The organism is Amycolatopsis sp. NPDC005232, from assembly GCF_040607795.1.
Lineage (GTDB): Bacteria > Actinomycetota > Actinomycetes > Mycobacteriales > Pseudonocardiaceae > Amycolatopsis.
Genome location: NZ_JBEXHL010000017.1, coordinates 1 through 13,147, shown reverse-complemented (window position 1 = coordinate 13,147; position 13,147 = coordinate 1). Strand labels below are relative to the sequence as shown.

12 protein-coding genes are annotated in these 13,147 nt (G+C 71.9%); 10 read left to right on the top strand and 2 right to left on the bottom strand.

Annotation, left to right across the window (positions count from 1 at the left end; translation table 11 throughout):
* The first annotated feature begins 60 nt into the window (after window positions 1-60).
* Together ABZU76_RS29325 and ABZU76_RS29320 are read left to right on the top strand one after the other, a co-directional pair.
* Window positions 61-1,413: an MFS transporter gene (locus ABZU76_RS29325; protein WP_354875102.1), complete on the top strand. Its 1,353-nt coding sequence runs from the start codon at window positions 61-63 to the stop codon at window positions 1,411-1,413.
* A complete protein-coding gene (locus ABZU76_RS29320) occupies window positions 1,410-2,174 on the top strand; it encodes an N-acyl homoserine lactonase family protein (protein WP_354875101.1) in 765 nt (254 codons plus the stop codon). Before ABZU76_RS29325 ends, ABZU76_RS29320 begins: the two co-directional genes overlap by 4 nt.
* A 5-nt stretch (window positions 2,175-2,179) precedes the next feature.
* On the opposite strand, the gene ABZU76_RS29315 is transcribed toward ABZU76_RS29320, so the two are convergent.
* Window positions 2,180-2,836, bottom strand: a complete 657-nt coding sequence (locus ABZU76_RS29315; RefSeq protein WP_354875100.1) for a TetR/AcrR family transcriptional regulator — start codon at window positions 2,834-2,836, stop codon at window positions 2,180-2,182.
* A gap of 94 nt (window positions 2,837-2,930) precedes the next feature.
* Between ABZU76_RS29315 and ABZU76_RS29310 the strand changes: the two genes are divergently transcribed.
* Window positions 2,931-3,863, top strand: coding sequence for a shikimate dehydrogenase (locus ABZU76_RS29310; protein ID WP_354875099.1), 933 nt, complete (start codon window positions 2,931-2,933; stop codon window positions 3,861-3,863).
* Window positions 3,850-5,673 (top strand): TIM barrel protein, encoded by a 1,824-nt coding sequence (locus tag ABZU76_RS29305; RefSeq protein WP_354875098.1) that lies wholly within the window; start codon window positions 3,850-3,852, stop codon window positions 5,671-5,673. Before ABZU76_RS29310 ends, ABZU76_RS29305 begins: the two co-directional genes overlap by 14 nt.
* Before the next feature lie 7 nt (window positions 5,674-5,680).
* Here the strand turns inward: ABZU76_RS29305 and ABZU76_RS29300 are convergent, their stop codons facing one another.
* Entirely contained in the window at window positions 5,681-6,853 is a 1,173-nt protein-coding gene (locus ABZU76_RS29300) for a citrate/2-methylcitrate synthase (RefSeq protein WP_354875097.1), read from the bottom strand.
* Between the two features lie 193 nt (window positions 6,854-7,046).
* Between ABZU76_RS29300 and ABZU76_RS29295 the strand changes: the two genes are divergently transcribed.
* From ABZU76_RS29295 to ABZU76_RS29270, 6 genes are all read left to right on the top strand, one after another.
* Window positions 7,047-8,117, top strand: a complete 1,071-nt coding sequence (locus ABZU76_RS29295) for an isocitrate/isopropylmalate family dehydrogenase (protein WP_354875096.1) — start codon at window positions 7,047-7,049, stop codon at window positions 8,115-8,117.
* Window positions 8,118-8,151: 34 nt separating this feature from the next.
* Window positions 8,152-9,483 carry an MFS transporter gene (locus tag ABZU76_RS29290; protein ID WP_220239091.1) on the top strand — a complete coding sequence of 444 codons (1,332 nt, stop codon included), beginning with the start codon at window positions 8,152-8,154 and terminating at the stop codon, window positions 9,481-9,483.
* Window positions 9,480-10,223: an MBL fold metallo-hydrolase gene (locus tag ABZU76_RS29285; RefSeq protein WP_354875095.1), complete on the top strand. Its 744-nt coding sequence runs from the start codon at window positions 9,480-9,482 to the stop codon at window positions 10,221-10,223. The genes ABZU76_RS29290 and ABZU76_RS29285 overlap by 4 nt, the downstream gene beginning before the upstream one ends.
* A complete protein-coding gene (locus tag ABZU76_RS29280) occupies window positions 10,220-11,257 on the top strand; it encodes an Ldh family oxidoreductase (protein WP_354875094.1) in 1,038 nt (345 codons plus the stop codon). Before ABZU76_RS29285 ends, ABZU76_RS29280 begins: the two co-directional genes overlap by 4 nt.
* A 5-nt stretch (window positions 11,258-11,262) precedes the next feature.
* A complete protein-coding gene (locus ABZU76_RS29275) occupies window positions 11,263-12,096 on the top strand; it encodes an amidohydrolase family protein (RefSeq protein WP_354875093.1) in 834 nt (277 codons plus the stop codon).
* A gap of 94 nt (window positions 12,097-12,190) precedes the next feature.
* Window positions 12,191-12,988 carry a thioesterase family protein gene (locus ABZU76_RS29270; RefSeq protein ID WP_354875092.1) on the top strand — a complete coding sequence of 266 codons (798 nt, stop codon included), beginning with the start codon at window positions 12,191-12,193 and terminating at the stop codon, window positions 12,986-12,988.
* Window positions 12,989-13,147: the final 159 nt, after the last annotated feature.

Genomic DNA, 13,147 nt, shown 5'->3' with positions numbered 1-13,147 from the left:
TTAACCGCACGGTACATTAGCCGTCGGGCGAGGCAACGGTGCACCGCAGAGGAGACAAAAGTGAACGGTCGAGGAGATCGAGCGGCGCCCGCCGCGGGCCGGCCCGCGAAAGCGGCGCTCGCCGCCTGGATCGGCAGCGCGCTCGAGTACTACGACTTCTTCATCTACGGCACCGCGGCCGCGCTGGTCTTCGGCAAGATCTTCTTCCCGGCGTCCTCACCGGCCGCGGGCACGCTGCTGGCCTTGTCGACGTTCGGCGTCGGCTACGTCACGCGTCCGCTCGGCGCGCTACTGCTCGGCCACCTGGGCGACCGGTTCGGCCGCAAACGCGTGCTCATCGCGACGCTGCTGCTCATGGGTCTGTCCACAGTGCTCGTCGGCTGCCTGCCCAGCTACGAAGCGCTCGGCGTCGCGTCGCCGGTGCTGCTCGTCGTTTTGCGGCTGCTGCAAGGGCTTTCCGCCGGCGGCGAGCAGGCCAGCGCCAACTCGATGAGCCTGGAGCACGCGCCGGAACACCGCCGCGCGTACTACACGAGCTTCACCCTCAGTGGCACACAGGCCGGCCAGATCGTGGCCACGGCGGTGTTCCTGCCCGTCGCCGCGCTGCCGCAGGACGCGCTGCTCTCGTGGGGCTGGCGCGTGCCGTTCTGGCTCAGCGCCGTGATGGTCGCGGTCGGGTACTTCATCCGCCGCTCGGTGGAGGAGACGCCGGTGTTCCGCGAGGAGGTCGCCGCCGGCGAGGTCGTCCGGCTGCCGCTCGCCGTGCTGCTGCGCGACCACTGGGCCGACGTCCTGCGCGTGATCGTCGCCGCGCTCATCGCGTCGGTCAGCACGATCTTCACCGTCTACGCGTTGAGCTACGCCGTGAACACGGTGGGGCTGAGCAAAACGCCGATGCTGTGGGTCGGCGTGCTCGCCAACGTCGCGGCCGTGATCTCGATTCCGCTGTGGGCCAAGCTGTCCGACCGCAAGGGCCGCAGGAAGATCTTCATCGCGGGCTCGCTGGGCTGCGCGGTACTCATCTTCGGCTACCTCGGCGCGATCGCCGCCGGCAGCTACGTGTGGATCTTCGTGCTCGGCATCGGCATGTTCGGCATCGTCTACACCGCGACGAGCGCCATCTGGCCCTCCTTCTACGGCGAGATGTTCCCGGCCCGCGTGCGCCTGTCGGGTACCGCGATCGGCACGCAGATCGGCTTCGCCATCAGCGGTTTCCTGCCGAGCGTGGCGGCGGCCGTCGCCGGTGACGGGCGGGGCGCGTGGCTCGGCGTCGCGATCTTCACCGCGGGTCTGTGCGTGGTCAACGCGATCGCCGTGGCCACCGGGCGCGAGACCTACCGCGTCCCGACCGCGTTGCTCGGCCTGAAGAACGCGCCGGCGCGGCAGGCGAGTGAGGTCGGCGTCCAGCAGTGAGCACGTTCGAGGTCCACGCCCTGTGCTACGCCCGGCGCGACGGCGTCCGCGGAGACCACTTCCTGGGCCACCGCACGGATTCCACCGAGCCGCACCCGACGGCGTACTACGTGTGGCTCGCCGTCTCACCGGAGCACACGGTGCTCGTCGACGCCGGGATGCACCCGCGGCGCGCGGCGCAAGTGCCCGGGCTGGAGTACACCGACCCGCTGGCTCTGCTCGCGGAGTTCGGCGTCGAGCCCGAAGGCGTGGACCACGTGGTGCTCACCCACCTGCACTACGACCACGCCGGCCGGGCGAGCGCCTTCCCGGACGCGACCTGTATCGTGCAGCAGTCCGAAATGGACTACTGGACCGGGCCGTGGGCCAAGCGCATCACGCGCGAACACTGGCTGCTGGACGAGGTCGAGCTGCACCGGCTCCGGGCCTACGACCGGCTGCGGCTCGTCGACGGTGACGCCGACGTCGTGCCCGGCCTCAGCGTCCACCTCGTCGGCGGGCACACCGCCGGCACGCAGGTGGTGCGGATCGCCACCGCGGCCGGCCCGGTCGTGGTCGCCTCCGACGCCAGCCACTTCTACGAGAACCTCGAGGCCGACCTCCCCGCGCCGTTGCTGCACTCGACCACCGGGGTGTACGGCGGCTTCGACCGCATCCGGGAGCTGGCCGGGGCGTCGGGGATCTTCCTGCCGGGCCACGATCCGCGCGTGCTCGACCGCTACCCGACCCATCCGTCCGGCCGGATCGCGAGGATCGCGTGAGGGCCTCAGCTCGCGGTCAGGTAGCTCACGAGCAGGTCGCCGAGCATGCGCCGGTGGTGCTCGCGCGTGGCCGGGTCGAGCAGGTCGCGGCCGAAGATCGCGTTGAACGTGTAGCGGTTCGCGGTGCGGAACACGCAGAACGCGCTGATGGCCATGTGCACGTCGAGCGCGTCCACGTCCTCGCGGAAGAGCCCGGCCGCGCGGCCGCGTCCGAGGATGCGGGTGAGCACGTCGAGCGCCGGGTTGGCGAGCGTCGACAGCGTGGTGGAACGCGCGATGTGCTCGGCGCGATGGATGTTCTCGATGCTCACCAGCCGCACGAAGCCGGGGTGGGACTCGTGGTGGTCGAAGGTGAGCTCGGCGAGTTGACGGATCGCGTCGACCGGGTCGAGGTGGTCGACGTCGAGCTCCTGCTCCAGCGACCGGATCACCGTGTAGGCCCGCTCCAGCACCGTGACGAAGAGCTGGTCCTTGCTGGTGAAGTAGTAGTAGATCATCCGCTTGGTCGTGCGGGTCTTCGCCGCGATCTCCTCCACGCGTGCGCCGTCGTAGCCCTTCTCGGCGAACTCCGCGGCGGCGACGTCGAGGATCTCGGCCTTGGTCCGCTCCGCGTCGCGGGTGCGGTCTTTCCCGGCGGCGTCTTCCGGCGACGGTGCGGCCACGGACGTCCCTTCTCCCTCCGGACGGATCTCGTCCCACTGTAGGCCGCTTCGCCGCGAACCCGCCCGGCACCACCGGCTCGTCGAAAGGAAACCTGTGTACCCAGCCACGGTCGTGGACGCGGTCCGCGAGCACGCCCGCCGCTCCGGCCCGGGCACCGTGCTCGCCGGGCTCGTCGGTTCGGGCATCGGCCCGTCGCTGAGCCCGCCGCTGCACGAGGCGGAGGCGCGCCGGCTCGGCGTGCGGCTCGCCTACGGCCGCTTCGACCTCGACGACTGGGGCCTGCCCGCGAACGCCGCGGGCGAGGTGGTGGCGGCCGCGCGTGCCGCGGGCTACGCCGGGCTCAACGTGACGCACCCGTGCAAGCAGGTCGTGCTGGACCACCTCGACGAGCTGTCGGCCGACGCCGCCGCGCTCGCCGCCGTGAACACCGTGGTGTTCCGCGAAGGCACGGCGGCCGGGCACAACACCGACTGGTCCGGCTTCGCGCGTGGTCTCGAAACGGGGCTGCCGGGAGTGCCGCTGGGCTCCGTCGTGCTGCTGGGCGCGGGCGGTGCCGGAGCGGCCGTCGCCCACGGCCTGCTCACGCTCGGCGCGGGCCGCGTGCGCGTGCTCGACCTGGACCCCGCGCGGGCCGAGGCGCTCGCCGCGGCACTGCAAGCGCGCTTCGGTGCGGAGCGGGCTTCGGCCGGCGGCTCGGTGGCGTCGGCGCTGGCCACCGCCGACGGTCTGGTCCACGCCACTCCTGTCGGCATGGCCGCTCACCCGGGCCTGCCGCTACCCGCCGAGCTGCTGGACCCGCGGCTGTGGGTCGCGGAGGTCGTGTACCGGCCGCTGGAGACGGAGCTCGTGCGCGTCGCCTCCGAACGCGGCTGCCGCGTGCTCGACGGCGGCCGGATGGCCGTGTTCCAGGCCGCCGACGCGCTCGCGTTGTTCACCGGCGCCGAACCCGACGCCGCCCGCATGCGGCGGCACTTCGACCGCCTCGCCGCCCCAGGGGAAAGGGAATCCGCCGATGTCCTCGACTGAAGCGCGGACCGAGTTCCGTCGCGCGATCGCCACCGTCTGCCTGTCCGGCACGCTCGAGGACAAGCTGACCGCCGCCGCGGCCGCCGGGTTCGACGGCGTGGAGATCTTCGAGAGCGACCTCCTCGCCTCGCCGTGGTCGCCGAAGCAGGTGCGCGAGCACTGCGCGGACCTCGGCCTGTCGGTGGACCTCTACCAGCCGTTCCGCGACTTCGAGGCCGTGGCGCCCGTCGTGCTCGCGGCGAACCTGCGCCGCGCGGAGCTCAAGTTCGACGTGATGGAGCAGCTCGGCGCGGACACGATGCTCGTGTGCTCCACGGTGTCCCCGGACGCGGTGGACGACGACGATCTCGCCGCCGAGCAGCTGCACACGCTGGCCGAGCGCGCCGCCGCGCGCGGGTTGCGGATCGCGTACGAAGCCCTGGCGTGGGGCCGGTTCGTGAACACCTACGAGCACTCGTGGCGGATCGTGCGCCGCGCCGCGCACCCCGCGCTCGGGCTGTGCCTCGACAGCTTCCACATCCTGTCCAGGGGCAGTGATCCCGCCGCGATCCGGACGATCCCGGGGGAGAAGCTGTTCTTCCTCCAGTTGGCCGACGCGCCGCGCCTGGAGATGGATGTGCTGCAGTGGAGCCGCCACCACCGGCTCTTCCCGGGCCAGGGCGCGTTCGACCTCAGGGCCTTCACCGGCCACGTGCGTGCGGCCGGTTACGAAGGGCCGCTGTCGCTGGAGGTGTTCAACGACGTGTTCCGCCAGGCCGACCCCGGCCCGGCCGCCGTCGATGCCATGCGATCGCTGCTGGCGCTGGAGGAATCGCTCGGCGCGACGTCGTTGCCCGCCGCGCCGGCGCTGAGCGGGCACGCGTTCACGGAGATCGCCACGGCCGGTGCCGAGGTCGGGCAGGCGTTGGCGGCACTCGGTTTCGCGCACGTCGGGCAGCACCGGACCAAACCCGTTGCGCTGTGGCAGCAGGGCGAAGCGCGGATCCTCGTGAATTCCTCCGCCGCGGCCGAGGAGACCGCCTCAGTGGCCGCACTGGGGGTGGAGAGCGCGGACCCGGTGACCTCGGCGGACCGTGCGCAGCGTCTGCTCGCGCCGGTGCTGCCGCGCACGCACAGCGCCGGCGAGGCCGACCTGTCCGCGGTCGCCGCGCCCGACGGCACCTCGGTCTTCTTCTGCCGCACCGGTCCCGGCGACAGCTGGCTCGACGATTTCGCCGCGGTGGCAGGAAAAGCCAAGGACGCGGGCGTCACGGGAGTCGACCACGTGTCGCTGACGCAGCCGTTCGACCACTTCGACGAGGCCGCGCTGTTCTACCGCGCGGTGCTCGGCCTCGAACCCGACCCGGTCACGGAGTTCGCGGCGCCGTTCGGTCTGGTCCGCAGCCGCACCGTGCGCGGCGGGACCGAGAACGGCACCGTGCGCATCGCCCTGGACTCCGCCCTGCTGCGCCGCGGCGACTGGGCCCCGGGCGTGCGCGAACCGCAGCACATCGCCTTCACCACGGCCGACGCGCTCGCCAGCGCCCGCGCGATGCGCGACCTCGGCGCCCCGCTCCTGCCGATCCCCGGCAACTACTACGACGACCTCGACGCCCGCTTGGCCCCGCCACCGGACCTGCTCGAAGCCTTGCGTGCCCACTCGATCCTCTACGACCGCGACGAACACGGCGCCCTGCTGCACTTCTTCACCGAAATCCTGGGCGGGCGCGTGTTCTTCGAGGTCCTGCAACGCCTCGACGGCTACGCGGGCTACGGTGCCGTCAACGCGCCCGTCCGCATGGCCGCCCACCGCCGCAGCCGCCTTGGCTGAGGCGTCCTCACCGGCCGGTGTAGGTCTCCAGCGAGTGCGCGATCCACCCCGCCGTGCGGGCGATCACGAACACCGCCTCACCGGCGCCCTCGGCCATGCCGTGCACGAAACACAAGGCACCCAACGCGAACTCGACGTTCGGCTCGAGATCGCGCCGGCGGCGGACGAGGTCTATGGCGGCCTCGACGATCGCGAGCCGTTCGGGGTCCGCGGGCGCCTCGGCGAGCAGGCGCAGCAGCTCCGACGCGCGGGGATCGGCACTGCGGTATCGCGGCTGCCCGAAGCCGGACAGCCGGTCGCCGCGCAGGAGGCGTTGTTCGAGCACCCGCGAAACCGAGGCGGGCGAAGCGATGTCACCCAGCCACGCCTGCACGGCGAGTGACGAACCACCGCCCAGTAACAGTCCACTCGCGACACTCATGCCCGCGAGCACGGCCGAGTACGGGTCCGCCGCCTTGGCCGCGGCCTCGCGTACGGCACGCGTCGACGGGCCGAGGCCGTGGTCGGCCAGCAGGACCAGCGCGGCCGAGAGCACCGCGATCCGTTCCGGCGTCGCGGGTTCCGCCGTCAGCCGGCCCCACAGCCGCTCCGCGATGGGCCGGCCGCGCTCGCACACCGCGCCCGGCTGCGGCAGCGACTCCACGAACGCGGGCGCCATCGTGCGTGCCGCCGAGAGCACCGACGGCACGGACAGGTCGTAGCGGAAGGAGTCGCGCGCGCCGAGCAGCGTCGCGGTGACCTTGAGCCGGTCGAGCGGCAGGCTGTCGGCCGGCATGGTGTCCTGCAGCCGGCCGATGGCTGAGACCAGCTCAGGCTCGAGGTCCCGCGCGGGCGCCACGTCGGGCTGCTCCCACAGCAGCTCGGCCACCTCTTCGTACGACGCCGTGCGCGCGAGCTCCACGGCGTCACGTTCGCGGTAGAGCAGCGTGTCACCGTCGAGGCGCGCGACCTGGCTGGTGTCGGACGAGACCGCCGGCTCGTCGTCGTGCAGGAGCGTGCGCGTGCCCTTGCGCTGCCCGAAGCCCTCGACCTCGCTGCGCGAGAGCCAGCTGCGCCGGTCGCGGGGGAGCCGGTGGCGCTTCAGCAGGCCACGGCTGATGTAGGCGTACACCGTGCTCTGCTTGACCCCGAGGACGTCGGCTGCCTCGGCGATCGACAGCACCTCAGTGTCGGTGCTCACGACTGGTGACCCCTCCTTTTCCGGCGATCTCGTGCCGCGTTGACGATTCGCGGCGAGTCTAGTGACCGCTGATGCTTGTCACGGAACAGAAACATCGGGTTGACAACGGATTCCGGACAGGCCTACGGTCTCGTCGTTCTCGTCAATGTTGACTCTCAATGTTGATTGTATTGATTTTCGAGGTGGAGCGCCAGTGCAGGTTCACGACATCGCCGTCATCCGCGGGGACGGGATCGGTCCCGAGCTGGTTGACGCCGCGCTCACCGTGCTGGGCGCGGTCACGGCCAAGAGCGGCTTCGAGCTGCGCTACACCGACGTCGACGCCGGTGCCGACACCTACCGCCGCACCGGCGTGGCCTGCTCACCCGAAGACCTCGACTACCTGCGCACCGCCGTCGCGGCCACGCTCAAAGGCCCGGTCGGCCTGCCCGACGTGCGGTTCCCGGACGGCACCGAGGCCGGCCTGCTCGGCGGCATCCTGCGGATCGGGCTCGACGCGTACGCCAACGTCCGTCCCGCGCTGCTGCTGCCCGGCGTCACGTCGGCGCTGGGCGGGGTGAAGGCCGGCGGCATCGACTACGTCATCGTCCGCGAGAACACCGAAGGCCTCTACGCCTCACGCGGCAAGGGCGTCGGCAACCGCTGGGCCGTGTCCGACACGCTCATGACCACCCGCGAGGGCACGCTGCGCATCTGCCGTCGCGCGTTCGAGCTCGCGGCTGCCCGCGGTGGCGCGCCCAACGACGGCAAACACCGCGTGACCTGCGTGGACAAGAGCAACGTGCTGCGCAGCCACGCGCTGTTCCGCGAGATCTTCTTCGAGGTCGCCGCCGGCTTCCCCGACGTCGAGACCGAGGTCCTCTACGCCGACGCCGCGGCCCAGGCCCTGGTGCTGCGTCCCGGCGACTTCGACGTGCTGGTGATGGAGAACTTCCTCGGCGACGTGCTCAGCGACCTCGGCGGCGCGACCGTCGGCGGCATCTCGCTGTGCGGCTCCGGCAACATCGGCGACGTCAGCGCGTACTTCGAGCCCATCCACGGCAGCGCGCCCTCGATCGCGGGCAAGGGCCTCGCGAACCCGATCGGGCAGATCCTCGCCGCCGCGATGATGCTCGACCACCTGCACCACGTCGCCGAGGGTGACCTCGTGCGCGCGGCCGTCGCCGGCGCGCTCGGGGCCGGCGACATCGGCATCCGCCCCGACGGCTCGGCGACGGGCGGCCCGACGGCCGTCGCCGAAGCGGTCGCGGCCCGGCTCACCTGACTCCTTTCCCGATGAAGAGAACGGAACACCCGTCATGAACACGGAGCTCGAGTTCACCGGCGCTCGCCGGCGCCGCATCATCATCGCGGCCTCTGCGGGCAACTTCGCCGAGTGGTACGACTGGGGCGTCTACGGCGTGGTCGCCACGATCATCGCCGCCAAGTTCTTCCCCGGCAACGATCCCGCCGTGGCCCTGCTCAACACCTACGCCGTGTTCGCGCTCGGCTACATCGCCCGCCCCATCGGCGGCATCTTCTTCGGCTGGATCGGCGACAAGTACGGCCGCCGCCGCGCGCTGTCGATCTCGATCCTGTTCACGTGCTTCGGCACCGCGCTCATGGGTGTGCTGCCCACCTACGCGCAGATCGGCCTCCTGGCACCGGTGCTGCTGCTCGTGTGCCGCCTCGCGCAGTCGATGGGCGCGGGTGGCGAGTACGCGAGCGCGATCAGCTTCGTGTTCGAGCACAGCCCGGCCGCGAAGCGCGCCCGCAACGTGAGCACGCTGATCGCCACCACGTTCATCGGGATCCTTTGTGGATCGCTGCTCGCACGGGTGTTCTCGAGCATCCTCACGAAGGACGAGTACCAGACGTTCGGCTGGCGCATCCTGTTCCTCGTCGGCCTGCCGCTGGCCGCGTTCGGCGTGTACCTGCGCTCGAAGGTCGAGGAGAGCCCGGAGTTCGAGCTGCTGGTCAAGGCGCGCGAGAAGGCGAAGGCCGCCGCCACTCCGCTGCGTGACGCCCTGCGCCTGCACTGGGTGCCGATCGTCATCTTCATCGTCTGCACCGCGAGCTACGCGCTGCTGAGCACCACCATCACGTCGTTCCTCACCACGTTCCTCATCAACGTCGGCAAGCTCGACAGCACCGAGGCCTACAACGCGACGATCGTGAGCAACGTGCTCGTCATCGCCGGCACGCTCGTGATGGGTCCGGTGGCGGACAAGATCGGGCTGCGCAAGGCCCTGAGCCTGACCGGGCTCGTGGTCGCGATCCTCGCGGTGCCGTCGCTGGCGCTCGCCGCGGGTGGCGGGGTCGGCGCGTTCACCGGCGGCGCCCTCATCGGTGCCTGCAAGGGGCTGCTCGCGCTGCCGGCGCTGCTCGCGATCAGCCAGATCTTCCCGACGGCCGTGCGCGTCACGGCGGGGGCGCTCGCCTACAACGTGGCGCAGGCCGTGTTCGGCGGCACCGGCCCGATCATCGGCGTGTGGCTCAACGACGTGACCGGCGGCCCGTACGGCCTCGGTGTGTACCTGGCCGTGCTCGGCCTGGTGACGGCGATCGTCGCGTTCCGCGCGCGGCGAACGTTCGACCACGACGAGGCCGTGGTCCCCGTTGCCGACGTGGTTTCCCCGGAGGCGCGGTGAACATCCTTCCGCTGACCCAGGGCTATCCCGGCAAGAGCACCCAGCACGGCGGGCTCGGCTGGAGCAGCGTCACCCTCGTGCGCCACGGCGAGCGGCTGATCCTGGCCGACACGGGCTCGTTCGGAATGCGCTCTCTGCTCGCGCAGCGGCTGGCCGGCCACGGCGTGAATCCGGGCGAGGTCACCGACATCCTGCTCACCCACGCGCACTACGACCACGCCGCGAACTACCTGCTCTTCCCGTCGGCCACCGTGTGGGTGGGCGCGGCGGAGCTGGAGTGGGCGGCGGGGCGCGAGCCGGGGTTCGACCCGTTGCCCGAGCTGTACGCCGCCGATCTGGCGAGCAACCCGCGGACACGACGGGTGAGCGAAGACGGTGAGATCTTCCCCGGCGTCGAGGCGTTCGCCGCGGCCGGGCACACGCCGGGCTCGCTCGTGTTCCGGGTGGCCGGTTCCGTGCTGTTCAGCGGCGACGCCGCGAAGAACCGCGCGGAGCTCCTGGGCGGCGATGTCGACATGACGCTCGACCGCGACGCGAGCCGCGCGTCCGTGCACAAGATCCTCACCCTGTGGCGGGAACACCCGGACACGCTGCTCGTGCCGGGCCACGACGTGCCGATGCTGTGGCACGACCGTCCTGTTTACACGGACACCCGGCGAGCCGGGATCCGTTCGTGGTTCGGCGAAGACCTCGCCACGACCACCGAGTTCGACCTGACCGAAGGAGAAGAACACCGATGACCGGCGACACCCAGATCACCGCCGAGGACCTGCGCGGGCTGGCGGCCCGCGCACTGGCGGGGAACGGGATGTCCGAAGAGGACTCCGCGCGCGTCGCCGACGTGCTGGTGCTCGCCGACCTCTTCGGCATCCGCACACACGGCGTCGCGCGGATCCCGCAGTACCTCGACCGCGCGCGCCTCGGCGGCGTCGACCTGCACGCGAAGGTGGCGGTGGACCAGGTCGCGCCGGCGCTGTCGCGGGTGGACGGTGCCAACGGCATCGGGCCTCTGGTCGGCTCGCACGCGCTGGACGCGGCGCTGGCCTCGGCCCGGGCGACCGGCCTGGGGGCGGCCTTTGTGCGTGGCAGCAACCACTTCGGGCCCGTGATGCCGTACCTGTTCCGCGCGGCGGAGCAGGGGTTCGCGGCGATCATCGCGAGCAACGCGACCACCACGATCGCCCCGTGGGGCGGCCGTGAGGCGCGGCTGGGCAACAACCCGCTCGGCATCGGCGTGCCCACACCCGGCGGTGACCCGGTGCTGCTCGACATCGCGATGAGCGTGGCGGCGCGCGCGAAGATCCGCGCGGCCGCGGCGGCGGAGGAGTCCATTCCGGACACCTGGGCCACCGACCGCGACGGCAAGCCGACGACGGATCCCGCGGCCGCGTTGGACGGGTTCCTGCAGCCGCTGGGCGGGCACAAGGGTTACGGCCTGTCGGTGATGGTCGACCTGTTCGCCGGCGTGCTCTCCGGTGCCGGGTACCTCACGCGCATCAGCTCGTGGAGCGTCGATCCGGAGCGGCCGCAGAACCTGGGCCACGTGTTCTTCCTGATCGACGCGTCGAAGCTCGTGCCCGGCCCCGAGCTGGCGTCCCGGATGGACGATTTCGCCGGCATCCTGCACACCACGCCGCCCGCGGACCCGGCGCAGCCCGTGCGGCTGCCGGGTGAGTTCGAGCTCGCGCGCTACCACCGGCAGCTGCGCGACGGCGTGCCGGTCGACGACGGTGTGCTGGCCCGGCTGTCCGAGTTCGCGGGCGCCGTGCGGTGACGAGGGTGCCCTCCGGTTCGTGCGACTGTCACGTGCACGTCTTCGACCCGCGGTTCCCCTACGCCGGGGACCGGGCCTACACGCCCGGCCCGGCGAGCGGCGAGCAGCTGGACGAGCTGCACTGGCGGCTCGGCGTGAGCCGGGCGGTGCTCGTGCAGCCGAGCCCGTACGGCACGGACAACTCGTGCCTGCTCGCGCAGCTGCGCGTCCGGGGCGACCGGGCACGTGGCGTCGTGGTGTTCGACCCCGCCGCATCGGCGCCGCTGGGGGAGTGGCACACCCTGGGGGTGCGCGGGGCGCGGGTGAACCTGGCGACGTTCGCGATCGACGACCCGGCCGTGGCCCTCGCGCCGCTGCGCGCGACCGCGGCGGCCATCGCGGACCTCGGCTGGCACCTGCAGGTGTTCACGGAGCTGTCCGTGGTCGCGGCGCTGGCCGACGACCTCGCGCGGCTGCCGGTGCCGGTTGTCCTCGACCACTTCGCGCTCGCTTCTCCCGACCTCGGTCAGCCCGGGTTGCCCGAGCTGACCGACCTCCTGCGATCCGGTGCGGCGTACGTCAAGCTCTCTGCGCCGCACCGGATTTCCACTGCTGTCGACCACGCGGACGTCGCGCCGCTGGCTCGCGCGTTGGCGGCCGCCGCTCCGGACCGGTTGTTGTGGGGCACCGACTGGCCCCACACCGGTGGCCGGCCGCGCACTCCGGGCAACCGCCTGAGCGTCGAGCCGTTCGAGCCGATCGACGACGCACGGGCGTTGGCCCGGCTGCTCGAATGGACCGGCCCGGACGTAGGCCGAAGGATCCTGGTCGACAACCCGGTCGGGCTGTACGGGTTCTGACGGGCGTGGTTTCCGTCTCACTCGACGGGCACGCAAGGACCGGGCGAGCTAAGTTGCGTGGAACAACCCTCTGCCCGGCGAGGAGGCGGTCCTGGTGAGCACGACGACCTTCGCCGCGGTGTCCGCCGTCAAACGGCGGTCGCCCGGCGGTTTCGACGCGGACATCAGCCCGCAGTGGACGATCGGCGGCAAGCCCAACGGCGGCTACCTGCTGGCGTTGATCGCGCGCGCCGCCGTCACCGAGCGCGAGCACTCCGACGTGCTCGCCGCCAGCGCCCACTACCTGCGCTCACCCGACCCGGGCCCGGCCGAGGTCGAGATCGAGACGCTGCGCACCGGCCGCAATGCGAGCCAGGTGCGCGGCCGCCTCGTGCAGGACGGCAAGACGGCCGTCGAGGCCCTGTTCACCGTCGGCACGCTGGCCGACGGTGAGCCGTACTGGCAGGACGGCCTGCCCGACCCGCGGCTCGAGGTGGACTCGCCGTTCCGCGTCCCGGGCGCCACACCGTCCGGCCTGCCGGTGTCGATCATGGACGAGATCGAGGTCCGCCTGGACACCACCAGCGCGCGGGTGTTCACCGCGGGCCCCTCCGGCGGCGGCGAGCTCGTCGGCCGCCTCGCGTTGCCGGGCGACGAACCGTTCGACCCGGTGAGCCTGCTGTTCGCCGTCGACGCGTTCCCGCCGGCCACCTTCGACATCTCGGCCAGCGGCTGGGTGCCGACCCTCGAGCTCACGGCCTACGTCCGTGCCCGTCCGGCGCCCGGCCCGCTCCGCGTGCTCCACCGCGCCCACCTGATCACCGACGGCCGCGTCGACGAGTCCTGCCACATCTGGGACAGCACCGGCAAACTGGTCGCCCAGGGCACCCAGCTCGCCGGCATTCGCTTCTAGCACTTCCCCCCTGCGGCATTGGTTGTTCCATCCATGCCCCCGCCACCACCCTCAACTGAGGCGCCACAGGTTGGTGGGACCGGCTTGGCCACTTGCGGGGCGCGGTGGTCCGTAGCTGTCGCCCGCCGCCGGCCTGAGGCGTCGTGCGTGAGGTGCGCT